This is a genomic window from Agrobacterium sp. ES01, from assembly GCF_050320885.1.
In the GTDB taxonomy this organism is placed as follows: domain Bacteria; phylum Pseudomonadota; class Alphaproteobacteria; order Rhizobiales; family Rhizobiaceae; genus Allorhizobium.
In genome coordinates, this window is record NZ_JBNQTH010000003.1 from 521609 (window position 1) to 545767 (window position 24159).

The following is a 24159-nucleotide window of genomic DNA, read 5'->3' on the forward strand; positions in this document are numbered from 1 at the left end:
ACAATAACGGATTGCCTGAACAAAACTGGACTCTGAAGCACCAAGAAAGAGTAAACAACGGGGACTACTTACTGGAAATTGCTGGTAAATTATGGCCGCCTCACTCAATGGGGGAGACCGCGCCGTTTCCAGTCGCTGCGCGGAATAGCAGCGCCGACACTGAAGGCGAAGGACACGACCTTGGTGGCCTTCTCGTCGATCTCGCAGCGGAAGTTGAGGTTGTACCACTGCCCCTTTGCGCGGAAGGCAGAGTCGCGCATCTCGAACACGGTTCCCCTGTCCAGCCGGTGCGACGGCAATAGCTCCGGCCAGTACGGTGGCGTACCATTGCGCAATTGCTCACGCAGTTCGGTCAGACACAATTGATCCGCCCGCACGCCGCGGGGAATATTGGCCATTGCTGTCACCGCCACGGGATCATCAGTGGCGTCACGCGAAAAGAGCTTCTTGGCCTCGTTGAGGACGGGAAGATCCGGCTGGGGACCACCGGATGCGGTCGCAGACGGATCGTCGGATGTCTCCACGGCAGCAATCTCGGCCTCAGGCAGGGCACCTATGGCAATGCCGTCGGCCCCCGACCCGACACCCAGAATATCGACGCTGGGCAGTTGATCCGTCGGTGGCGGTGGCTGCTCGGATTGCGCAGTCTCTGCATCGCTCTCGGCAGGTCTTGCCGGGGCGACCTCGTCTTCAGACTTTGCCTCGTCCGGTGTCTGCTCGCCCTCTTCCACGCTATCGCCGTCCAGCGCCTCACGCGCACCGCTTCCTTCGTCGCCAAACTGGAAAACGGGTCTCAGAACCGGAATGGGTACCCGCTGGGCATCATCGCCCCCCTGCTCTCCGCTTGGCGCTTGCGCCGCTGGTTCCTCGGCAGCCGGATGCTCTTCAGGCGCCTGTTCTGGCGTGGGAGGCTCTGGTGGTGGCGAAGGTTCGGGTGGCGTCTGCTCTTCCGGCGGTGGTGGCGGCGCAGGTGGTTCTTCAGGGTCTTCCGGCGCTGGCGGTGGTTCCGGCGGTTGCGCCTCGGCCTTCTCTTCGGCTTTCGGCTCTTCCTCGGCAGGTGCGGCGGCCTCCTCGGGAGGCGCTTCCTGCACCTTGGCCTCTTCGGGTGGCTGCTCTTGCGTCTGTTCAGGCGGCGGTTGCTCTTCCGGCGGTGGCACGAGCTCCACGCTCACCGATTCTTCCTTCTCCGGTGAGGACAGCGTGAATGGCAGGTTGATGAAGACAACCAGCATGACAAGCATATGCAGCACGAGCGAAATCACGACGCTCCCGCCCCACCGTCCCCAATATCTCCGGAAATGCTCTTTCATGCCGATGGATAAATACTCTCTGCTCGCACCGGATGTGGCGTCAAATCATGGCTGGATCAAGGGTGGATAACATGTACTGTCGTGAAAAGCGTCAAACGCGCGGAATGTCGATCGTCCCCTGCTCTCACGCGGATAGACGCTCGTTTCAAGATAGCCGCAGAAGAATCACACCAGCGGCGATGATCGCAGCTGCCATGATCCGGCGTTTGCCGACACGCTCGCGCAGCACGAAAGCCGATATCGCCACACCGAACAGGATGGAGGTCTCGCGCAAGGCGGCAACCACGGCAACCGGCGCCAGTGTCATGGCCCAAAGGGCAAGGCCATACGAAGCGGACGTGCCGACGCCACCGATCAGGCCGCTGCTCCAGTTTTCCCGCAGATAGTCAAAAAACAGACCCTTGCGCGTGTAGATCGCCCACCCCGCCAAAGGAATGGAGGTGAGAAAAAAGACCCAGAGCGCATAGGCGACCGGCGCATCGGACTGCCGCACGCCGTGGCCGTCGATCAGGGTATAGGCAGCAATCACACAGGCATTCAAAAGTGCAGTACCGACGGCTGAGCGTTCGCCCGTGAGCGGCAGCACGCCGGCCCTTGCGCGTGGGCGATAGGCAAGCGCCAGAACGCCGATGCTGATCACCGCGATGCCGGCCCATGTGAAACCGGCCAGATATTCGCCTATGACGAAAAACGACACCAGCGCCACCAGAAGCGGTGCAGCCCCCCGCATCAGCGGATAGGTCTGGCTCATATCGCCAATGTGATAGGCGCGCGCGATGAGGCTGAAATAGGTTACCTGACAACAGACCGAAGCGCCGATATACGGCCAGCTTTCGGCCGCCGGTTGCGGCAGGAACGGCAATGCAGCGAGCGCCAGAAGCCCGGAAAAACTGGAGACAAGCGCCGTGGTCAAAAGCTTGTCACTGCCACCTTTGACGATGGCGTTCCATGTCGCGTGCAAGAATGCAGCCAGCATGACAAAGGCAAAGACGGAAAGCGACATGAGAACAGAGCTTCTTTTGGCGGGCGCTGGGACTGGGAAAACAGTCACTTGCCTGAAACAAAAATCCCGGCGTCTTTTACGACGCCGGGATGAGAATATTCGAAAGCGAGTGCCTCAGCTGTCGAGGAAGCTTCTAAGCTTGCGCGAGCGGCTCGGGTGCTTGAGCTTGCGCAGTGCCTTGGCTTCGATCTGGCGAATACGTTCGCGTGTCACCGAGAACTGCTGACCAACCTCTTCGAGCGTGTGGTCGGTGTTCATGCCGATGCCGAAGCGCATGCGCAGCACGCGTTCTTCGCGCGGCGTGAGCGAGGCGAGAACGCGGGTCGTGGTTTCGCGCAGGTTCGCCTGAATGGCAGCGTCGATCGGCAGCAGCGCGTTCTTGTCCTCGATGAAGTCGCCCAGATGCGAATCCTCTTCGTCACCCACGGGGGTTTCGAGCGAGATCGGCTCCTTGGCGATCTTCAGGACCTTGCGGACCTTTTCGAGCGGCATGGCGAGCTTTTCGGCCAGTTCTTCCGGCGTCGGCTCGCGACCGATTTCGTGCAGCATCTGGCGCGATGTGCGGACGATCTTGTTGATCGTCTCGATCATGTGCACCGGAATACGGATCGTGCGGGCCTGGTCGGCGATCGAACGGGTGATCGCCTGACGGATCCACCATGTGGCATAGGTCGAGAACTTGTAACCGCGGCGATACTCGAACTTGTCGACCGCCTTCATCAGGCCGATATTGCCTTCCTGGATGAGGTCGAGGAACTGCAGGCCGCGGTTGGTGTACTTCTTGGCGATCGAGATCACGAGACGAAGGTTGGCCTCTACCATCTCTTTCTTGGCGATACGCGCTTCGCGCTCGCCCTTTTGCACCATGGACACGATACGGCGGAATTCCGTGATGGAAATACCGGTTTCGGTCGCAAGGTTCTGGATCTCGCCACGAAGGTCGCGGATCATCTGGTTTTCTTCCTTGGCGAATTCCTTCCAGCCGCGACCGGCCAGATTGCCAATGGACTTCATCCAGTTGGGATCAAGTTCCGCACCCTGATACTGCTCGAGGAAGGCCTCGCGCTTCACGCCATAGGATTCGGCGAGACGCAGCAGGCGACCCTCGTTCTGCATCAGACGCTTGGAGATGTCGTAAAGCTGCTCGACGAGGGAATCGACTCGGTTCTGGTTCAGCGACAACGACTTCACGGCCGTGATCAACTGATCCTTCAGTTCCTTGTAGCGACGTTCCTGACCGGTCGACAGCGTACCGGCACAGGCAAGACGCGCCTCGACCTGCTGATCCTGCAGCTTGCGCAGCTTCTTGTAGGTGTCGGCAATCGTGTCGAGCGTCTCCATGACCTGCGGGCGAAGCTCTGCTTCCATCGCGGCCAGGGACAGGTTCGATTCGTCGTCGTCTTCGTCTTCCTCTTCCGAAGAGCCACCCTCACCGCCAACATTGGTAATGTCGTCGTCTGCTGAACGTGCCTTGCGGGTCTTTTCCTTTTCTTCGGCCAGCTTGCGGTCGGCCTCGATCTTCTCGGGGCTCTGGAACTGCGGAGCAGCCTTGGCCTCTGGACCGGAATAGGTGGTTTCGAGATCGATGATCTCGCGCAGAAGCGTGGTGCCTTCGTTGAGTTCGTCACGCCAGATGATCAGCGCCTGGAAGGTCAGCGGGCTTTCGCACAGACCGGCGATCATGGTTTCGCGGCCAGCCTCGATACGCTTGGCAATCGCGATTTCGCCTTCGCGCGACAAAAGCTCTACCGAACCCATTTCGCGCAGATACATGCGCACCGGGTCATCGGTACGGTCTGTCGGCTCTTTCTTCTTGGCAGTCGCGACTGCGGTACCGGCACTCGGTGCCAGTTCGCCGCCCTGGCTCTCTGTCTCTTCGGAATCGTCGCTGTCGTCGGAGTTCATCTCCTCGACATCTTCATCCTCTACGACATTGATGCCCATGTCGGACAGCATGGACATGGTGTCTTCGATCTGCTCGGAGGTGACTTCCTCCGATGGCAGAACCGAGTTCAACTCATCCATTGTGACGTAGCCGCGTTTTTTCGCGGCCTTGATCATTTTCTTGACCGCGTCATCCGAAAGATCGAGAAGCGGACCATCTGTAGCGCCTTCGCGCTCGGTTTCAGCTTCTTCGTTTTCCTTGACTTTGGTTACCATTCTATCCTGTCGCTTTCCCTGGCGCGTTTTCTCAAGATCACGATACGAGGCCTTTAGGCCCAAGCGAATTGCCCGCCGTCATGATTCGCTCATGCTCTAAAGGAACGGTATGAATTCCCGATTAACCACAATGGTGCCAGTCAGACGCCGAAACATCCGCTTGATTGAATGACCGGCGATACCCTTGTTGATCCGCGCGACCCGTTTAAACCGTAATGCCTTGATTGGTGATTCCCACAATTTCGTCTGGCGTCAAGGCTTTCCGCTACAAATGCCAACGAATTTCCGTAAAATCGTTGCATTCGGTCGGTTTCGCGAAGATCAAACTTCCTCCGCCTATTTAGGACGAATGTGCCAGCGGACAAGGGCAACACGGCTTTGACGGGCAGCATAATCCCATTTCCATCAAGTTTTTACGCCTTTCACTTGCGAACAAGGCAAATCTTGGACCGCCTCTACTTTTTCCACGATAAAATTGGGCCGATTCTCAGCCGTGACCGATGGCTGCCCCCTTCACACGACCCGACATGACACCGAACCCGTCGACGATCGCCTCTTGATTTTCAAGCCGTGCGATTTCCATCTGCACCTCCTGAAGTGCGCCGATCAACTGGCTCATCCGTTCGCCGTCTCCCTCTTCCGTGACCTGAACCATTTCGGTTTCCAGCTCGCGTCTTTGACGCGACAGCGCCTTGCCACGCTTGTGCAGCGACAGCGCCTGGCGATAGGCCTCGCGCGCATCTTCGATGGCAGCTTCCGACGTCGCAATCCACAGCCGGGCATTGCGCAATTGCTGATCGAGCATGGCCAGAAGCTCGCCATGGCCTTCTTCGTTCAAACGGGCGGCAAGCTCGTCGCGCGACAACCTTGCGCTGGAATTGACGGCAGCCGTCAGCACCGCGGACCAGAGCACCTGCAACGTCTTGTGTTCAAAATCGATGGCAGCCAGCTCGTCATAATCTTCCTGAAGCAGTTCAGGATGGTTGACGATAGCAAGCGCCAGAACGCTTTCCCGCAAGGCCGGCTGGGTCATATAGCCCTTCACCATGCCAGACCGGGTCAGCCGGTCGGAAATGGCACCGCCAAGACCAGCACCCCTGGGTCCCTTGGCAGATGGCGGCTGGCGGCCTCCCTGCCCCTGACGGCCCTTGTTCCCGTAACCCGACTGGCCCTCATTGCGAAAGCCGGAGGACGGACGGAAAAATGCATTCAACCGATCCCGCATATCCTGCTGGTAATGGCGGCGCACGCTTTCGTCACCGATCACCGCAATCACCTGCTTGACCCGTCCCTCAAGCTCCGCCCGTTTTTCCGGCGTATCGAAACCACCTTGGCTGATCTCGCGCTGCCAGATCATCTCGGCCAGGGGTTTGGCATCGGCAATCACCCGGTCAAACGGCGCGCGACCATCGTGGCGCACCAGATCATCCGGATCCTTGCCGTCGGGCAACAATGCAAAGCGGACCGATCGGCCAGGCTTCAAATGCGGAAGTGCCAGTTCAGCTGAACGGCTCGCTGCCCGAATACCCGCGCCATCACCGTCAAAGCACAAGACCGGAAGCGGGGTGATCTTCCACAGAAGATCAAGCTGGTTTTCGGTCAAGGCAGTTCCAAGCGGTGCCACGGCATTTTCGATGCCAGCCTGGTGAAGCGCAATGACGTCCATATAGCCTTCGACGGCAATCAGGGTATCGGCGCCGCCGGCGCCCTGCATCGAGCGTCGTGCGCGGGCAAAATTGTAGAGCACATTGCCCTTGTGAAAGAGCTCGGTCTCATTGGAGTTGAGATATTTGGCCACGGCATCCGGCGACATCGCCCGCCCGCCAAATGCAATGACCTTTTCGCGCGACGACAGGATCGGAAACATGATGCGGTCGCGGAAGCGATCGTAGGAAACCGGAATATCCGGCCCGTGAACCACGAGACCGCAGGCCTCGATCTGCTCCTTGGGAACGTCCTTGGACGACAGATACTCCTTCAGCGCGTTGCGGCTTTCAGGCGCATAGCCCAGACGAAAGGTCTCGATGGTGCGGCCGGTCAGTCCCCGCTCGCGTAGATAAGAACGCGCTTTGGCGCCGCTGGCCATCTGCAATTGTTCCTGGAAGAACTGCGTTGCCAGCTCCATCACGTCCTGCAGTGTCGTGCGTTCGCGCTCGCGCCGCTCGGCCTGCGCGTCGGGCTTCGGCATGGCGATGCCCGCCATATCGGCGATCCGCTCGACGGCTTCGGGAAAATTCAAGCCTTCCAGATCGGTCAAAAACCGGAAATGGTCGCCCGACACGCCGCAACCGAAGCAGTGATAACGTCCCTTCTGGTCCTCGCAGTGGAAGCTCGGACTTTTTTCGCCGTGGAACGGGCAGCACGCCCAATAGTCGCCGCGCGGAACATTCGTCTTCTTCCTGTCCCAGGACACACGCGTACCGATGACGTGCGAAATCGGCACGCGGTCACGGATCTCGTCCAGGAAGGAATTGGAAAAACGCATCATCACCTCTGTCAGCGATCATTTCACACAAACAGCCGCCACCCCAGCGTCATTATCATCACAAACGACAGGAGCCAGATTTGGCCCCCTGTTGTTCCCGATATCCACAACGCGCCGGGGCAAAAACGAGAAAGCGCCGCCCGGTCCCGAGCGGCGTCGCACATGTGAATGGCCAATGCGGCCAGATTACTTCAACAGGTCCTTCACCACGCCCGAGGCCTTGGAGAAGTCCATCTTGCCTGGATAGCGTTCTTTGAGCGCGTTCATGCAGCGCCCCATGTCACGCAGACCTTGCGCGCCGGTTTCATTGATGACGGAGGCACACAGTTCACGCACCTTTTCTTCCGGCAGCTGTTCCGGCATGAAGCTTTTGATAACAGCGATTTCCTCACGCTCCTGAGCTGCAAGCTCCGGTCGCGCATTGTCATCGTAAATCTTCGCGGACTCGTCCCGCTGCTTGATCATCTTCATCAGGATCTGCATAATCTCGTCATCGCTGACGGGATCCTTGCCGATGCCTCTATTGGCAATATCGCGATCCTTGACGGCAGTCAGGATCAGCCTGACCGTCGAGGTTCGTCGCACGTCTTTTGCCTTCAACGCTTCCTTGAGAACGTTGGCAAGCTTGTCACGCATCATGATTTTTTCTCCGGGAAAAAGCCGGTTTGGGAGCCTGTCGGAATGTGGCTTTTCCTTGACGTTTCTGTCGCTGTCATATCCATAGCCAGAGCAGCAGGCAAATCAAATTGGCAACCCATTGAATTCAATGAGATTAAAATCCACGCTTTCCACAGTGAATAATTGACCTTGAAAGCCGTTCCGACTATTTTCCGGCACCTGCACGGACATTATATAGTCAGACACACTCGGTGCGAGATTTTCGCGCCGCCCTGATCTGCGACAGATATGGCCCTTCCGCCGTCGGTCTTCAAGACCGGCTGCGCGCGGCCGGAAACGGACACCGAACATGACGTCTTCAGCTCCCTGGACAACCGCAAAACCGACCGCCCTGCTCGTTCTCGCCGATGGCACTGTGATCGAGGGCACCGGCATAGGCGCAACCGGCAAGGTGCAGGCGGAAGTGTGTTTCAACACCGCGCTCACCGGCTATCAGGAAATCCTCACCGATCCGTCCTATCTCGGACAGATCGTCACCTTCACCTTTCCCCATATCGGCAATGTCGGTACCAACGACGACGATATCGAGGATCTGACACCCGCCGCCCGCCACGGCGCCGTCGGTGTGATCTTCAAGGCCGATATCACCGAGCCTTCCAACTATCGCGCGGTCAAGGATCTCGATGCCTGGTTGAAGGCCCGTGGCGTAATCGGGCTTTGTGGTGTCGATACCCGTGCGCTCACCGCATGGATCCGCGAGAACGGCGCTCCCAATGCTGTCATCGCCCATGACCCGAACGGCGTCTTCGACATCGACACATTGAAGGCGGAAGCCAAGGCCTGGAGCGGACTGGAAGGTCTCGACCTCGCAAAGGTTGCCACGTCCGGCCAGTCTTCGCAGTGGACCGAAAAGCCATGGGTCTGGGATGAGGATGGCGCGGACCTCGAGCCGCAAGATGCAAAATACCATGTTGTCTGCATCGACTACGGTGTGAAGCGCAACATTCTGCGCCTGTTCACCGGCCTCGATTGCAAGGTCACGATCGTTCCGGCATCCACCAGTGCCGAGGACATCATAGCGATGTCTCCGGATGGCGTGTTCCTGTCCAACGGCCCCGGCGATCCGGCCGCGACCGGCGAATATGCGGTCCCGGTCATCAACAAACTGATCGACAGCGGCTTGCCGATCTTCGGCATTTGCCTCGGCCACCAGATGCTGGGTCTCGCGCTCGGTGCAAAAACGGAAAAGATGCATCAGGGCCACCACGGCGCCAACCATCCGGTAAAGGATTTCACCACCGGAAAGGTCGAGATCGTATCCATGAATCATGGATTTGCGGTCGATGCCAAGTCCCTGCCGGACGGCGTCGAGCAGACCCATATCTCGCTGTTTGACGGCACCAATTGCGGACTGCGCCTCGTCGGCAAGCCGGTCTTCTCGGTCCAGCATCACCCGGAAGCCTCGCCCGGCCCGCAGGACAGCCACTATCTGTTCCGCCGCTTCGTCAACATGCTGCGCGAAAACAAGGGCGAGCCGGCTTTGATGGAACGCTGAAGCGGAAAACGATATCAGACCTGAAGTTCAGGCCGGTCGCATGCGTGACCGGCCTTTTTTTTGAGGCCAGGCACGCTGTCCTGCAGACTGACCATTCGCCGACGGCTTAAACGCCCGCTGCTCTCATTTCCTTTTTGAGCAGAATGACAAAGCGCAGGCACATCATCAGTGCCGCGCTGGCAAGGCCGATCAGGAAGCCGAACCAGATGCCGACGCCTCCAAAGCCCAGGGGGAATGCCAGAGCCCAGCCCGATAACATGCCGATGGGCCAATAGGCGATCAGCGCCATGATCATCGGGATCCGCGCGTCCTTGAGTCCTCTCAGCAGCCCGCTGAAAATCGCCTGCAGCCCATCCATCAACTGGAAGAAACCACCGACAATGATGAGCGGAACCGCGATGGTAAGAACCTGTGCAGCATTGGGCGTTTCCGGATTGAGAAAGATACCGGCAAGCGGCCCGGGGATCACGGCGAACACAAGTCCGTAGATCAGCGAGAGAATGACGCCGATAGCGATGGCGACGATAGACGCCCGCACAAGTTCGGCATAGTCCCCTCGCCCATGGGCGACGCCGACCCTGACGGTTGCAGCTTGAGAAAGGCCAAGCGGGATCATGAAGGCGATGGACGCGAGCTGAAGCGCAATGCCATGGGCTGCCAGTTCCAGCGTGCCGATCTTGCCCATCAACAAGGAAGACGCACTGAAGAAACCGACCTCGGCAATGATTGTCACGCTGATCGGCAGACCGAGATAGAGCACTTCTCCAAGAGCACGCCAGTCCGGCCGCCAGAAGCGCACGAACAATTCGTATTGACGGGTTTCCTCGCGCGTCTGCACATAAGCGACGAGCAGAAAGAAACTCGTCCACTGGGAAATGACGGCAACGATTGCCGCGCCCTTCATGCCAAGGGCCGGAAATCCGAAATGACCAAGCACCAGGCAATAGGCCAGAACGCCGTTCAGCGTGAGGGTCGCAAGCGTGACATACAAAACGATGCCGGCCCGCCCGATGGCGCTCACCATGGACCGCAACACATAAAACAGAAGCCCCGCCGGCAGGCCGAAAAATGCAATCCGCAGATATCCGGCCGCAAGCGAGGCCACATCAGGTTGTTGCCCCAGCGCGAGCAGAACCGGTGTGGCATTCATAAACAGCGGCATCACCAGAAGCGAAAATCCGAGCGCGACCCACATGCCCATGCGCAGCGAGCGACGCACGGATACGCCATCGCCTCGGCCATAGGCCTGGGCCACCATCGGCACGACAGCGATCGAAAAGCCCGATCCGAACACGAACAGCACGAAGAAGAACTGACCTGCGAGCACCATGGCCGCCAATGGAACGGCACCCAATTGCCCGACGATCACGGTATCGGTTGTGTGGATGCCAACCTGGGCAAGCTGTGCGCCGATCAGCGGAATCCCCAGCGACAGCGTCGCGCGAATATGCGCGCTCCAGCGATTGTCCGCCTTGCCGATATGATGCGCTGAAGCCTCGATAGCCATGACCGTTCACCTGTGACGAAAAAAGCCGCTTCCAGGCAGATCTGGCGAGCGGCGATGATCGAGGGATAGATGATTAAAAAATGAGCGGCAAGCCCGAAAACCGATCAAGCAGAAGAATTGGTCGACCGATCAAAGCAACTGATGTGTCGAGCACACATTGTCGCGCTCGCGCCCATTGAAAAGGGGCCATATGGCCCCTTTTGGCGCATCATGACCGAAGCATCAGATGGCACCGGAAAACGTGTCACAGGCATTGTATTTGCCGCTATCGAAACCACGCTTGAACCACTTCATGCGCTGCGCGGCGGTACCATGGGTAAAGCTGTCGGGAACGACATAGCCCTGCCCGCTTTTCTGCAGCACATCGTCGCCAATCTGGTGCGCGGCGTTCAAGGCCTCTTCCAGATCGCCATCCGAAAGCAGCCCCTTCTGCTCGGTATATTTTCCCCAAATACCAGCCAGACAATCTGCCTGGAGTTCAACCCGCACCGACATCGCATTGGCATCTGCCTCACTCATGGATTGGCGCGCCTGGTTGAACTTCGGCAATACGCCAGTGAGGTTCTGCACATGATGACCGACCTCATGGGCAATCACATAGGCCTGAGCGAAGTCACCGGATGCGCCGAACTGCTGGGCAAGCTGGCGAAAGAAAGCGGTGTCGAGATAGACCTTTTGATCTGATGGGCAATAGAACGGACCGCTCGCCGAGGAGGCCGTTCCGCAAGCCGAATTCGTGCGACCGTCAAAAAGAACGAGCGTCGGCTCTTGATAGCGCTCGCCCGATGCCTGGAAAATGCCGTTCCAGACGTCCTCGGTTTCCGCCAGCACTGTCCGCACAAATGCCGTGGTGTCGTCATCGGCCGGAGATGAGGGCTGAACGCCGGTGGTCTGTTCGTAGCTGCTACCTTGGGTCGAGCCACCGTCCAGCATCTGCATCACGTCGATCCCCATCATCTTCAAAACGAAGATCGCAATCATGATGAAAATGATGGCACCGATGCTCAGACCGCCTCCGCGCCGGCCTCCACTCGGAATGCGAACACCCCTGCCTCCGAACGGATTACGACCGAAGCCGCCGCCACGCGATGCGCCGCGACGATCCTCGATATTGTCCGACTGCCGCCGACCCTTCCATTCCATTCCAATTCCCCCGAAAAGTGATCAAGATCACACTGAAATGCTTTATAGGTCAAAGCGTTCCCACGCACCATTGGAAAGACGTGGGGTCGGTTGCGACGATGGGCGCTGTCAGGTCTGGGAATAGCGGTACTCGCCACGCTCCAGCGCCTTTTGATAGGCCGGTCGGGCGCGGATGGAATCGAGATAGGCCCGCATGGCGCTCATATCCCCATCGAAGCGCACGCGGCCGGCGGCTGCCTCCACCGGAAAACTCATGATGATGTCAGCGGCTGAAAAGCTGCCGCCGGCAAACCAGCCTCCCCGCTTCAACTCGCTGTTCCAGAAGCCCAGGTGGTCGTGCAGTTGCGGATCGACGAATTTGGCAAGCGCACCCTTGGCGATGAGGGCGGCAACTGGACGAATGAAGAAGGGCACCTGCTCCGGCAGTCTGCCGAACAGGAGCTTCAACAATAAAAGCGGCATCGCCGATCCCTCGGCATAATGCATCCAGTAGATATACCGCAGACGCTCCTCAGTGCCGGCCTCGGGCCGTAACGCCTCTCCCCCATAAGTGTCGATGAGATATTCGACGATCGCCCCGCTTTCAGCGATGATCCGGCCATTGTCATCGATCACCGGGGACTTGCCGAGCGGATGGACCGCTTTAAGCGCAACGGGTGCGCGCATATCGGAACCGCGACGATAGAGTTTGATCGCATAGGGAAGCCCTAGCTCCTCCAGCAGCCACAAAATGCGATGGGCGCGGGAATCGTCGAGATAATGGACAGTGATCATGATGGGGCTCCAATGCGCGGCAAACGATCGAATACGGCTCATCGAGACATATTCACTGATCACTACGCATCAGAACGCCGTCCGGTTTCCCGCGGCTATCGCTTTTCGACGCCAGGCGTCACTTGCCGCATGCCAACACCACCAATTCCTCAAAATGGTTCATGTCTTCAAATGAGCAGAAGGCGGGCAGCTGCAGTTCGACATGATCGAGGCGCTCACGGATATCGGCGACGACCTGCTCCAGCATCGTCTGCCAGGACGTCAAGGCGTCGTCATCGAAGCGCTGGATCACATAGGCAAAGGTGATGTGAAAACGATAACTGTCGTGATCCGGGTGACGGTAGCCAAAAATATCGGCCAAAGCGTCGCGCCAGTCGCGCAACGCCTTGCGGTCAGCAGCGGTTATTCCGTCCAGAGTGAGCCCGGTTGGCAGCGCCTCGACGACGTGCACCTTGAACGACGGTCCACCGGTAAATTCTTTCAAGCGCTCTCTCAGTCTTACGGTGGTCTCGTCAATCGGCATGTCCAGCGCCAGATCTGGCGGCCAGAAACCGGATCTACGGCGATACTCGATCACCCCTTGAAAAATCGTCATATGCAGGCTGGAGACCGGGGTGAAAGCAAGCTGGGCAGCCTCAGTCATATTCAGATAACGCTGACGCGCTTCGACCAAAACCTTCTGGGTCTCGGAGCCATCCACCACATGCGAGACAACCGTGTTGCCAGGCTCGCGCAGGAAACTTCCGCTGCGGTCATAGCGCGTTCCCAAATGCGGCGGCGGCTCAGGATGGCGACGTTTTGAGAAGGGAGAAAGGTCGATCGCAGGAAGGTCGTTCATAGATGGCTCCTCGAAACACAAAACGTGCTCATAAGACAGGATTGAAACAGTCCGATGACATCTATGCGGTCCCAGGAGCCAGGGTCGATCGGAACCTCACGGTCGAACGAGGACTTTACCGGGTCGACCGCTCTCACGGCTGGCGGCTGCAGCCTTTGACATATCGTCCAGATCGAAGATGCCACCAACCTGAAGCTTGACGTCACCAGACGCCACCAGCTTCATCATCGTGGAGACGCCCTTGAACTTTTCCTCCTGAGGCATTGTCTCCATCATCTTGCCAAGCCAGAAGCCCTTTACCAGAGCCTGCTTGAAGATCAGGTCGCTGGCAGACAGGGACAAAGGCTTGCCGGACATGGCACCGAAGGAGACAAAGACCCCGTTCTCGCCGAGCAGCGACATCAATACGGCGGCATCCGGGCCGGCAACGCCGTCGACCGCCGCCTTGATACGGCTGTCGCCAGTCATTGTCTTTACCGCATCCTGCCAACCGTCGTCATCCGTCGCCAAAACATTGGTGATGCCGAGCTCTTCCAGCTCGGCAATGGCCGAGGAGCGGCGCACAAGGTTGATGACATTGATACCGCGCGTCCGGGCGATCATCGCCAAAACCTTGGCAACGGCCCCATTGGCTGCGTTCTGGATGACCCAGTCACCGGACTGGACACCGACAAAATCAAGCAGGAAGTAAGCACTGAGCGGCATGCCGAGCAGCTGCGCGCCGGCCTCATCGGAGATCGCATCGGGAAGTGGGGCGACGGCCTTGGCTTTTGCGACAAAATACTCAGCCCATGTGCCATGCACACCGACAACTGCGACCCGCTGCCCAACGGAGACACCGGAAACGCCCTCTCCCAACTGCTCGATCACCCCGACAGCTTCGCTGCCACCGATTGCCGGAAGCGCTGGTTTGTAGCCGTAATTTCCCTCGACGGTGATCAGGTCGTGATTGTGAATGGCAGACAGGGTGGTCTTGATGAGGACCTCACCGGGACCTGGCTTCGGCGCCTCCACCTCTTCCGCCTTCAGTTCTTCGGCGGGGTTACCAAACGCATGATGAACAGCTGCTCGCATGATCTAATTCCTTTCGTCCAATTGGCCTTCGGACAACGGCGCCACATCAACGACTTGCCGAGTAAGCAAGATTGGCTGCCCGGAATGGATAGATAAGAAGTGAATTGTGATCGGCAACCCGGGCGACGAAAAGGCCGGTGACACCGCTTTATCTGCACGACTTGCACTCTCGCGTTTCATTCGTCCCCAAAAATCCATCTGACAGGCCATTTTCGGGGTTCCGTTCCCCCCATCCTTTCCCTATAAGGCCCACCTAGCCTACAGACAGACACGCCCGCACCCGGCCCGGTTTCCAACCGTCGCCGGCTTTTCACGCAGGCTGCATTAGAGACGGATGAAAGCCCATGCCAAAGCGCCAAGATATCAAGTCCATCCTCATCATCGGCGCGGGGCCCATCGTCATCGGGCAAGCATGTGAATTCGACTATTCCGGCACCCAGGCCTGCAAGGCGCTGAAGGAAGAGGGCTACCGGGTGATCCTGGTGAACTCCAACCCCGCCACCATCATGACAGATCCGGGCCTCGCCGACGCCACTTATGTCGAGCCGATTACCCCGGAGGTCGTCGCCAAGATCATTGCCAAGGAACGCCCCGACGCGCTGCTGCCGACCATGGGCGGCCAGACGGCCCTGAATACTGCGCTATCCTTGAAGCGCATGGGCGTCCTCGACCGCTACAATGTCGAGATGATCGGCGCCAAGCCGGAAGCCATAGACAAGGCCGAAGACCGCGCACTGTTCCGCGAGGCCATGGCCAAGATCGGCCTGGAAACGCCAAAGTCGATGCTGGCCAACGCCACCGACATCAAGGATGCCGATCGCAAGACCCATGAGATTGCCCGCGCCGAACTGCGCGCCAAGCTTGCCGGCGACGAACTCGACAAGGCTCTGGACGATCTGGAAAACCAGTGGAACCTCGGCGAGACCGATCGCAAGCAGCGCTATATGAGCCACGCCATGGCGATTGCCGCCCAGGCGCTGGACGTGGTTGGACTACCAGCCATCATTCGTCCGTCCTTCACCATGGGCGGCACAGGCGGCGGCATTGCCTATAACCGCTCGGAATTCTTCGAGATCATCGGGTCTGGCCTCGACGCGTCGCCAACCACCGAAGTGCTGATCGAGGAATCGGTTCTCGGCTGGAAGGAGTATGAAATGGAAGTGGTCCGCGACAAGGCGGACAACTGCATCATCATCTGCTCCATCGAAAACATCGATCCGATGGGCGTCCATACCGGCGACTCGATCACCGTTGCGCCAGCCCTGACGCTGACCGACAAGGAATACCAGATCATGCGCAACGCCTCGGTGGCGGTTCTGCGCGAGATCGGTGTGGAGACCGGCGGCTCGAATGTGCAGTTCGCCGTCAATCCGAAAGACGGCCGGCTTGTCGTCATCGAAATGAATCCGCGCGTGTCGCGCTCGTCGGCACTCGCCTCCAAGGCAACCGGCTTTCCGATTGCCAAGGTCGCCGCAAAGCTTGCCGTCGGTTACACGCTCGACGAACTCGACAACGACATCACCGGTGGCGCAACGCCGGCCTCGTTCGAACCGTCCATCGACTATGTCGTGACCAAGATCCCGCGTTTTGCCTTCGAGAAATTCCCGGGCGCCTCGCCAGTACTGACCACAGCCATGAAGTCGGTCGGCGAAGTCATGGCCATTGGCCGTACATTTGCCGAATCTCTGCAAAAGGCACTGCGCGGTCTTGAAACCGGCCTCACCGGCCTCGACGAAATCGAAATTCCGGGCTTTGGTGCCAATGGCGAAAGCAACGACGACACCAATGCCATCCGCGCCGCCATCGGCACCCCGACACCCGACCGCCTTCGCATGGTTGCCCAGGCGCTTCGCCTCGGCATGTCCGAGGCCGATGTCCATGACGGCTGCAAGATCGATCCTTGGTTCATAGCCCAGTTCAAGGCGATCATCGACATGGAAGCCCGCGTTCGCGAGCATGGTCTGCCGGAAGATGCAATCAACCTGCGCAAGCTGAAGTCGATGGGCTTCTCCGATGCGCGACTGGCAAGCCTGTCGGGCAAGCGTCCCAAGGAAGTGGCGGAAATCCGCAACGCCCTCAATGTACGCCCGGTTTTCAAGCGCATCGATACCTGTGCGGCCGAATTCGCGTCACCGACCGCCTATATGTACTCGACCTACGAGACCCCGTTCGTGGGCCAGCTCCGGTCCGAAGCAGAGGTCTCCGACCGCAAAAAGGTGGTGATCCTTGGCGGCGGCCCCAACCGCATCGGCCAGGGCATCGAGTTCGACTATTGCTGCTGCCATGCCGCCTTCGCATTGAAAGATGCGGGCTTTGAAGCCATCATGATCAACTGCAATCCGGAAACGGTGTCGACCGACTACGACACCTCCGACCGTCTCTATTTCGAGCCGCTGACGGCCGAAGACGTGATCGAGATCCTGCGCGCGGAACAGGAAAAGGGCGAACTCGTCGGCGTCATCGTCCAGTTTGGCGGCCAGACTCCGTTGAAACTTGCCGAAGCGCTTGAGAAGAACGGTATCCCGATCCTCGGCACAGCGCCCGACATGATCGACCTTGCCGAAGACCGCGATCGCTTCCAGAAGCTGCTGATGAAGCTCGATCTCAACCAGCCGAACAACGGCATTGCCTATTCGGTCGAGCAGGCGCGCCTCGTCGCGACCGAAATCGGCTTCCCGCTCGTCGTGCGCCCGTCCTATGTGCTCGGCGGCCGCGCCATGCAGATCATCCATTCGGAATCGATGCTTCAGAGCTACCTGCTCGACACGGTGCCGGGCCTGGTGCCGGAGGATATCAAGCAGCGCTATCCGAACGACAAGACCGGCCAGATCAACACCCTGCTCGGCAAGAACCCGCTTCTGTTCGACAGCTACCTGACCAATGCCATCGAAGTCGACGTCGACGCGCTCTGCGACGGTGAAAACGTCTTCGTGTCCGGCATCATGGAGCATATCGAAGAGGCCGGTATCCATTCGGGTGACAGTGCCTGCTCGCTGCCGTCGCGGTCGCTCTCCAAGGACATGCTCGACGAACTGGAACGCCAGACCGCTGCCATGGCCAAGGCACTCAACGTTGGCGGCCTGATGAACGTGCAATACGCCATCAAGGACGGCACGATCTATGTGCTGGAAGTCAACCCGCGTGCCTCGCGTACCGTACCCTTTGTCGCCAAGACCATTGGCGCGCCGATCGCCAAGATCGCAGCCCGCATCATGACCGGGGAAAAACTCGACGACGCGATTGCCGCCTATGGCAAGAAGCCCGATCCGCGCAACCTCAAGCACATCGCCGTCAAGGAAGCCGTCTTCCCCTTCGCCCGCTTCCCCGGCGTCGACACGCTGCTCGGTCCGGAAATGCGCTCGACCGGCGAAGTCATCGGCCTCGACACCGATTTTGCGCTCGCCTTCGCCAAGAGTCAGCTCGGCGCATCCGTCGAACTGCCACGCGACGGCACGGTCTTCGTCTCCGTCCGCGATGAGGACAAGGCCCGCGTGCTGCCTGCGATCCTGATCCTGACCGAAATCGGCTTCAAGGTCATGGCAACCGGCGGCACTCAGCGCTTCCTTGCCGAACAGGGCATCGACGCAATCAAGATCAATAAGGTTCAGGAAGGCCGTCCGCATATCGAGGATGCCATCCGCAACCGCCAGGTCCAGCTCGTCATCAACACGACCGACGGCACCAAGGCGATCTCCGATAGCAAGTCGCTGCGCCGCGCTGCGCTGATGCAAAAGGTACCTTACTACACCACGATGGCAGGCTCCCTTGCCGCAGCCGAAGCGATCCGTGGCCTGAAGCAGGGTCAGCTCGAAGTGCGGCCACTGCAGAGCTACTTCTGAAATCCATAAAGGCAAACCGGCTTCATCAAAGGCCGGTTTGCCGTTTCAGGCCTGTCGCGAGGCCTGAAGCTTTACAACAGCTGCAAGATCATCGCGAAACCGTTGTTTCTCCCTAAGCTGCCGATCGACCTCCGGTATCCGCAAAATGAATGCGGGATGGACGGTCACGAACAGCATGCGCGCCTCGTCAATCGGTATGGGCATGCCCCGGATCTCGTCCATCACACATGTCTTGCCTGTTAACGCCTGATAGGCCGTCGCCCCCAGGGCGACCAAGATCTTCGGCTTGACCAGCTGAAACTCCTTCTCCAGCCACCAGCGGCAATGTTCGACCTCTCCGACATTCGGGCGCTGATGGATACGCCGCTTGCCCCTCGGCTCATATTTGAAATGCTTGACGGCATTGGTGAGATAAAGTCGTCCGCGATCCAGTCCCGCACTTTCAAGCGCGCCATCCAGTATGCTGCCAGCCGGACCGACGAACGGCCGTCCCGCCAGGTCTTCGCGATCCCCCGGTTGCTCGCCGATCATCATGATCTCGGCATCGAGTGGCCCTTCCCCACACACCGCCTGCGTTGCCGTTCGATGAAGCGGACAGCGGTCGCAGCCATTGATCTCGCGTGACAAGGCCTCCAGCGGATCGTCGGGGACAATCGCGCTTCGCGCTCGGCCGTCCTCCCATTCCGCCTGCAGCCTGTGGTGGAAAGTCGGCGCTGTCTTCGGTTGGGCCTCTGCCATTGCCCGTATTCGCGCTTCGGCACTGGCGATCAGCTCCGGAATCAACTGCGCCTCAGGCAGGTTTTTCCAGTATTTCTTCGGCATTTCCGACTGCATTGCCTTCACCTTCAAACGCGCCGGGTTGAAGATATTGGCGTAATAAATGCGCCACAGCGCATCGGCCTCATCCTCATCATGCAGCTTTCCCGCTGGCAACGGATCGATCGTGAGCCTTTCTCCGTCCCATGCCGCTGACCCTTTCGGCGTGGCGATCAGCCAGTCCATATCGGCAAAGCGACGCGCGAAAAAAGTTGAGGTTCGACCGACGATGAAGTGGTCAGGCTCGAACCATGCCGCAAACCGGCGTCGTTCACCCGTTCCGTCGCCGACATCCTTGAAGCGCACGAAAGCTTTCATCTTGTGGCTGTCGCGGCGTACCGACTTGACCAGCTTGCGCAACAGCGCGACATCGCCGTCCGCACGGTCATCCAGGAGCGCACGATTGTCCTGCAAACGCCAAAGCAGCCGATAGAGCAGCGAAAATCTGGAAGAATCGCAATGACAGACAGCGGCTTCAGCAGCCTCGATGAAAGCACGCGGAACATTGATCGGGGCAGTTCGGGCAATAGCCCCAGGGTCTACTCTCCCTCCGAACGCCTCCCCTTTGAACGAATGGTCAATGCCCCCAAACAGCCCTGAATCGTCAGAACCAAGCATTTGCCAGACAACGTCTTCCGGCCGAACACCGGCAGAGAGCAACCGACGAGCGGCTGCGCGCCATTCCTCGAAATCGCCGCGCCCGTCCAGCGTGACGGTCTGCATCAAAACAGCGCCAGTTGCTGCGGCTGCGGAGCAAACAGGCTTCGAAGATCACTGCGATCCGCCAGCCGGATCGGAGACCATCCTTGTGCCACGACGAAGGGCCGGATCTTTTTAGGAGACGCACCGAGCCGCTTCAAATCGTCAAGCGTGAGGCTCCGCTGGCGTCGGGCCGAGAGAATGGATTTCACCACCTTCTGTCCAAGGCCGGGCACTCTCAAAAGGGCTTCGCGGTCTGCCCGGTTGACGTCAACCGGAAACCGGTCGCGATGGCCGAGCGCCCAGGCGAGTTTGGGATCGAGATCGAGATCCAGCATTCCGCCTTCTCGCCCCGAGGTAATCTCCTCGACCGAAAAGCCATAGAAGCGATAGAGCCAGTCGGCCTGATAGAGCCGGTGTTCACGGATCAAAGGTGGCTTGACCAGAGGAAGCGACTTGGACGCATCGGGGATCGGGCTGAAGGCTGAGTAGTAGACACGCTTCAGGCCATAGCTGCTGTAAAGTCGCGCGCTCGAGCCCAGTATCGTCGCATCGTCCGCACCGTCGGCGCCAACAATCATCTGCGTGCTCTGGCCGGCGGGTGCGAACTTGCGGCGTCTGCCTGTCTGAAGCGTTGGCTCGCTCGCCTCCTCGATCTTCAACCGCAAATCCCCCATGGCGCGGCGTATGCCCAGCGGTTTCTTTTCCGGCGCATAGCGGGAAAGCCCCTGGTCTGTGGGCAGTTCGACATTGATCGACAGGCGATCGGCATAAAGCCCCGCCTCCTCGATGAGGTGCGCTGACGCTTCAGGGATGGTCTTCAGATGAATGTATCCGCGGAAATTATGCTTCAGTCGCAAATCCCGGGCGATTTGCACCATTTCTCCCATCGTATCGTCCGACGAGCGGATGATACCGGAGGACAGGAACAAGCCTTCAATATAGTTGCGGCGATAGAATTCGATTGTCAGCCAGACCACTTCGTCCGGCGTGAAGCGTGCCCGCTCAACATTGCTGGACGATCGATTGATGCAGTAGGCACAATCATAAATGCAGAAATTGGTGAGCAGGATTTTCAAAAGCGAAATGCAGCGCCCGTCCGGCGCATAGGCATGACAAATGCCAGCGCCCTCAGTCGAGCCAAGTCCGCCGCCGGGACCCGAATGCCGTTTCTCTGTGCCCGACGAGGCGCAAGACGCATCATATTTCGCGGCATCGGACAGAACTGCCAATCGGTGAGAGAACGACTTCTTCATAGGTTTGTTCACTATATGTTCGCTCAATCTCCGTCAACCTGCCGCAATCGCTTTACCGTAATCTTGACGGAAACAGGGGCATATTGTATTTAGCCAATAAGCTATTTAACCGAATGGGCAAATATGGCGACCGATGCGCTTTCCGAAACCCTCTTCGCGCTGGCCGATCCAACGCGCAGGGCAATCCTCTCTCGCCTCTCCAGGGGCGAAGCGACGGTCAGTGAATTGGCCGAGCCCTTCGATATGAGCCTGCCGTCGATTTCCAAACACCTGAAAGTTCTTGAACGGGCACGCCTGATTTCGCGCAGCAGGACGGCGCAATGGCGACCCTGCCGCCTGGAGACAGCACCCCTTCAAGACATTGATAGCTGGATGACCGACTACAGGAAATTGTGGGATCAGCGTCTCGACCGACTGGAATCCTACCTCACCCACCTTCAGACAAATGACGCCACCAAAGACGAAGGCCAATCATGACCGACACGATCGAAATCCTCAACGAGCGCCACTATCCCTTCGACAGACAAACTGTGTTTGCCGCTTTTGCCGATCCCGCACGGCTTGCTCAATGGTGGGGACCGCATGGTTTCACCAATAGGATCTCTGCCTTTGACCTCAAAGCGGGCGGCACCTGGCGTGTGACCATGACGGCTTCCAATGGAGCCGACTTTCACAACCGCTGGACGTTTGAAGACGTGATCGAGGGCGAACGCATTGTGGCCCGTCACCACGAACCGGTCCACGTGTTCACGCTTGAAATGACCTACAGCGACACGCCGGACGGCACATCGCTTGTCTGGCGCATGCTGTTTGACCGCACAGAGGAGAACGAGCAATTGCAAAAATTCCTTCACGCCGCCAACGAGCAGAACCTGGACCGGCTGGAGGCCCTTCTGACCAGTGGAAAGTGCCAGTGAGATGAGCGCCGAACTCGATCCCGCCCGTATCATCCGCGTCGAACGCACCATCGCCGCACCGCGCGAAAAAGTCTTCGAAGCCTTTTCCGACCCCAAACATCTGGATGCTTGGTGGGGACCTGATGGCTTCATCAACGAAACGCATGACATGACCTTCTCCGTCGGCGGATTGTGGCGTTACACCATGCATGGACCGGACGGAAAAGACTGGCCAAACTGGATCCGCTACACCGAAATATCCCGACCTTCCCGTATCGCTTATGAGCACGGCGGCGAGATGGGCGAGCCGGCACACTTCAACGGCGTCATCACATTCGAGGATGTGAACGGCAAAACGCACATATCGCTGGTTCTGGTTCTGCCGACAAAAGAAGACCGCGCTGCGAAGGTCGAGTTCGGCGCTGTCGAGGGCGGAAAACAGACCTTGGCGAAATTGGAACGTTACGTCCTTTCGCGGTAAACCACGCGCGTTTCACCATTGCTGTCGGAAAGTGTCAGCATCGACATCGTATAAGTCGTCGGTGGCCCAACACCCGTCAATACTTTAGATTTGTCTATTCATCCGCGCCAACCCATTTTGGCGCCTTTGCCTCTGGAAACCCGATAATGCAGCCGATCACGGACACCGCCCCCATACCCGCTGGCCGCAAGGAATGGATCGGCGCAATTGTGCTGTCGGTCGCGTGCCTCATCTACTCCATGGATTTGTCGGTGCTCTTTCTGGCCATTCCCGCCATTACCCGCGATCTGCATCCGAGCGCCTCCGAACTTCTTTGGATCAACGACATCTATGGCTTCATGGTTGCCGGTTTCCTCATCACCATGGGCACACTGGGCGATCGCATCGGGAGACGAAAAATCCTGATGATCGGCGCTGGCGCCTTTGGCCTGGCGTCGCTGATGGCGGCATTTTCGCCAACACCGTCCATGCTGATCGTCGCCCGCGCGCTGCTCGGCATTGCCGGTGCCACCATTGCCCCCTCCACCCTGTCACTGATCGTCAACATGTTCTCGGTGGAAGCCGAGCGCAACCGCGCCATCGGCATCTGGGGGACGGCCTTTGCGCTGGGCGGCCTGATCGGGCCACTAATCGGCGGCATGCTCTTGCAGTTCTTCGACTGGGGTTCTGTTTTCCTGATCAACCTGCCCGTGATGGCAGCGCTGATCGTGTCTGCACCTTTTCTGTTGCCGGAATTTCGCAACGAGCAATCCGGCAGGCTCGATCTCCTCAGTGTGGGCCTCTCGCTGGCAACCGTGCTGCCGGTCATCTACAGCCTCAAGCATATGGCTGTGGACGGCTTTCGCATCCACCATCTGGTGCCGATCGCCATTGGACTTTTCCTCGGCACACTCTTCCTGCGGCGGCAGCTGCGCCTCGCCGATCCGCTGATCGACCTCAAGCTTTTTAAAGTGCCCGCCTTCACAGCCTCCCTGATGGTCAACCTGTTCGGCGTCTGCTTCGTCTTTGCCGTCTTTCTCTATCAGAATCAGTTCCTGCAATTGGTGCTGGGGCAAAGTCCGCTTGAGGCAGCCCTGTGGTCGATACTGCCCTCCACGGCCTTCACCGTCATGTCCCTTCAGGCATGGCGGGTGACGCAGCGGCTGGGTGCCGTGCCCACGGTTCTGTCAGGCTTGCTGATCAACGCCGTCGGCGTGGCAGTCATGGCTGTCGCCGTCTATCACGAGAACCTCTACGGACTGCTATTTGCCAGCACGCTGATCGGCATCGGCTTTGTTCCGGTGGTCCTGACCACGACCGGACTGGTAGTCGGATCAGTGGCACCGGCCAAGGCCGGCGCGGCCTCCGCCATATCGGAAACCGCAGCAGAATTCGGCGGCGCCCTCGGTGTCGCGGTTCTCGGCAGTCTGGGCTCTCTGGTCTACCGGCTGCAAATGCAAGGCGCCGACACCAGCGACCTGACGCCGCAACACGCCAATGCCGTACGCGAAACCCTGGCAGGGGCTGTTGAAAGCGCTGCCACATTGAACGCAATGGATGCAGCATGGCTGGCGCTTGCCCGTTTCAGCTTTTCTCTGGGCTTTGCCGTTATCTGCGCAGTGGCTGCAATTACCCTTCTGGCCCTTGCCGCTCTGGCAAGCCGGGTCTATGCCACAAGCCCTCCGGCCGTCCTGCCCGATCCGGCTCACCACAGCTGATGGAACGG

Annotated in this window: 18 protein-coding genes; 6 read left to right on the forward strand and 12 right to left on the reverse strand. The window is 58.9% G+C overall.

The genetic code is table 11. The features are described from left to right. Positions 1–104: 104 nt before the first annotated feature. The 5 genes from ACQQ2Q_RS11750 to ACQQ2Q_RS11770 form a co-directional block, all read right to left on the reverse strand. A complete protein-coding gene (locus ACQQ2Q_RS11750) occupies positions 105–1262 on the reverse strand; it encodes a DUF930 domain-containing protein (RefSeq protein WP_428187249.1) in 1158 nt (385 codons plus the stop codon). Positions 1263–1455: 193 nt separating this feature from the next. Beyond that, positions 1456–2313, reverse strand: a complete 858-nt coding sequence (locus ACQQ2Q_RS11755) for an EamA family transporter (protein WP_428187250.1) — start codon at positions 2311–2313, stop codon at positions 1456–1458. Between the two features lie 114 nt (positions 2314–2427). Further along, a complete protein-coding gene (rpoD, locus tag ACQQ2Q_RS11760; RefSeq protein WP_428187251.1) occupies positions 2428–4473 on the reverse strand; it encodes an RNA polymerase sigma factor RpoD in 2046 nt (681 codons plus the stop codon). A gap of 487 nt (positions 4474–4960) precedes the next feature. Continuing rightward, positions 4961–6958, reverse strand: coding sequence for a DNA primase (gene dnaG, locus ACQQ2Q_RS11765; protein WP_428187503.1), 1998 nt, complete (start codon positions 6956–6958; stop codon positions 4961–4963). A 186-nt stretch (positions 6959–7144) separates the two neighbouring features. Then, positions 7145–7594 (reverse strand): GatB/YqeY domain-containing protein, encoded by a 450-nt coding sequence (locus tag ACQQ2Q_RS11770; RefSeq protein WP_428187504.1) that lies wholly within the window; start codon positions 7592–7594, stop codon positions 7145–7147. A 331-nt stretch (positions 7595–7925) separates the two neighbouring features. On the opposite strand from ACQQ2Q_RS11770, the gene carA reads away from it, so the two are divergent. Continuing rightward, a complete protein-coding gene (gene carA, locus ACQQ2Q_RS11775) occupies positions 7926–9131 on the forward strand; it encodes a glutamine-hydrolyzing carbamoyl-phosphate synthase small subunit (RefSeq protein WP_428187252.1) in 1206 nt (401 codons plus the stop codon). Positions 9132–9237: 106 nt separating this feature from the next. Here the strand turns inward: carA and ACQQ2Q_RS11780 are convergent, their stop codons facing one another. The 5 genes from ACQQ2Q_RS11780 to ACQQ2Q_RS11800 form a co-directional block, all read right to left on the reverse strand. Further along, positions 9238–10638 carry an MATE family efflux transporter gene (locus tag ACQQ2Q_RS11780; RefSeq protein WP_428187253.1) on the reverse strand — a complete coding sequence of 467 codons (1401 nt, stop codon included), beginning with the start codon at positions 10636–10638 and terminating at the stop codon, positions 9238–9240. A 222-nt stretch (positions 10639–10860) separates the two neighbouring features. Then, positions 10861–11781 (reverse strand): KPN_02809 family neutral zinc metallopeptidase, encoded by a 921-nt coding sequence (gene ypfJ / locus ACQQ2Q_RS11785; protein ID WP_428187254.1) that lies wholly within the window; start codon positions 11779–11781, stop codon positions 10861–10863. A 108-nt stretch (positions 11782–11889) separates the two neighbouring features. Next, positions 11890–12555 (reverse strand): glutathione S-transferase family protein, encoded by a 666-nt coding sequence (locus tag ACQQ2Q_RS11790; RefSeq protein WP_428187255.1) that lies wholly within the window; start codon positions 12553–12555, stop codon positions 11890–11892. A 118-nt stretch (positions 12556–12673) separates the two neighbouring features. Continuing rightward, a complete protein-coding gene (locus tag ACQQ2Q_RS11795) occupies positions 12674–13393 on the reverse strand; it encodes a DUF1868 domain-containing protein (RefSeq protein WP_428187256.1) in 720 nt (239 codons plus the stop codon). 96 nt (positions 13394–13489) lie between these two features. Beyond that, positions 13490–14467: a zinc-binding dehydrogenase gene (locus tag ACQQ2Q_RS11800; RefSeq protein ID WP_428187257.1), complete on the reverse strand. Its 978-nt coding sequence runs from the start codon at positions 14465–14467 to the stop codon at positions 13490–13492. Positions 14468–14811: 344 nt separating this feature from the next. On the opposite strand from ACQQ2Q_RS11800, the gene carB reads away from it, so the two are divergent. After that, a complete protein-coding gene (gene carB, locus ACQQ2Q_RS11805; protein WP_428187258.1) occupies positions 14812–18306 on the forward strand; it encodes a carbamoyl-phosphate synthase large subunit in 3495 nt (1164 codons plus the stop codon). Between the two features lie 45 nt (positions 18307–18351). On the opposite strand, the gene ACQQ2Q_RS11810 is transcribed toward carB, so the two are convergent. Beyond that, the gene (locus tag ACQQ2Q_RS11810; protein WP_428187259.1) at positions 18352–19845 is read right to left on the reverse strand and encodes a UdgX family uracil-DNA binding protein; all 1494 of its coding nucleotides are present in this window, start codon (positions 19843–19845) and stop codon (positions 18352–18354) included. Further along, a complete protein-coding gene (locus ACQQ2Q_RS11815) occupies positions 19845–21077 on the reverse strand; it encodes a putative DNA modification/repair radical SAM protein (RefSeq protein WP_428187260.1) in 1233 nt (410 codons plus the stop codon). Before ACQQ2Q_RS11815 ends, ACQQ2Q_RS11810 begins: the two co-directional genes overlap by 1 nt. Before the next feature lie 123 nt (positions 21078–21200). On the opposite strand from ACQQ2Q_RS11815, the gene ACQQ2Q_RS11820 reads away from it, so the two are divergent. From ACQQ2Q_RS11820 to ACQQ2Q_RS11835, 4 genes are all read left to right on the forward strand, one after another. After that, a complete protein-coding gene (locus ACQQ2Q_RS11820; protein WP_428187261.1) occupies positions 21201–21554 on the forward strand; it encodes an ArsR/SmtB family transcription factor in 354 nt (117 codons plus the stop codon). Continuing rightward, on the forward strand, positions 21551–21994 hold the full coding sequence (locus tag ACQQ2Q_RS11825; RefSeq protein WP_428187262.1) for an SRPBCC domain-containing protein: 444 nt from the start codon (positions 21551–21553) through the stop codon (positions 21992–21994). Before ACQQ2Q_RS11820 ends, ACQQ2Q_RS11825 begins: the two co-directional genes overlap by 4 nt. 1 nt (position 21995) lies before the next feature. Further along, a complete protein-coding gene (locus ACQQ2Q_RS11830) occupies positions 21996–22454 on the forward strand; it encodes an SRPBCC family protein (RefSeq protein WP_428187263.1) in 459 nt (152 codons plus the stop codon). Between the two features lie 146 nt (positions 22455–22600). Beyond that, a complete protein-coding gene (locus ACQQ2Q_RS11835; RefSeq protein ID WP_428187264.1) occupies positions 22601–24151 on the forward strand; it encodes an MFS transporter in 1551 nt (516 codons plus the stop codon). Positions 24152–24159: the final 8 nt, after the last annotated feature.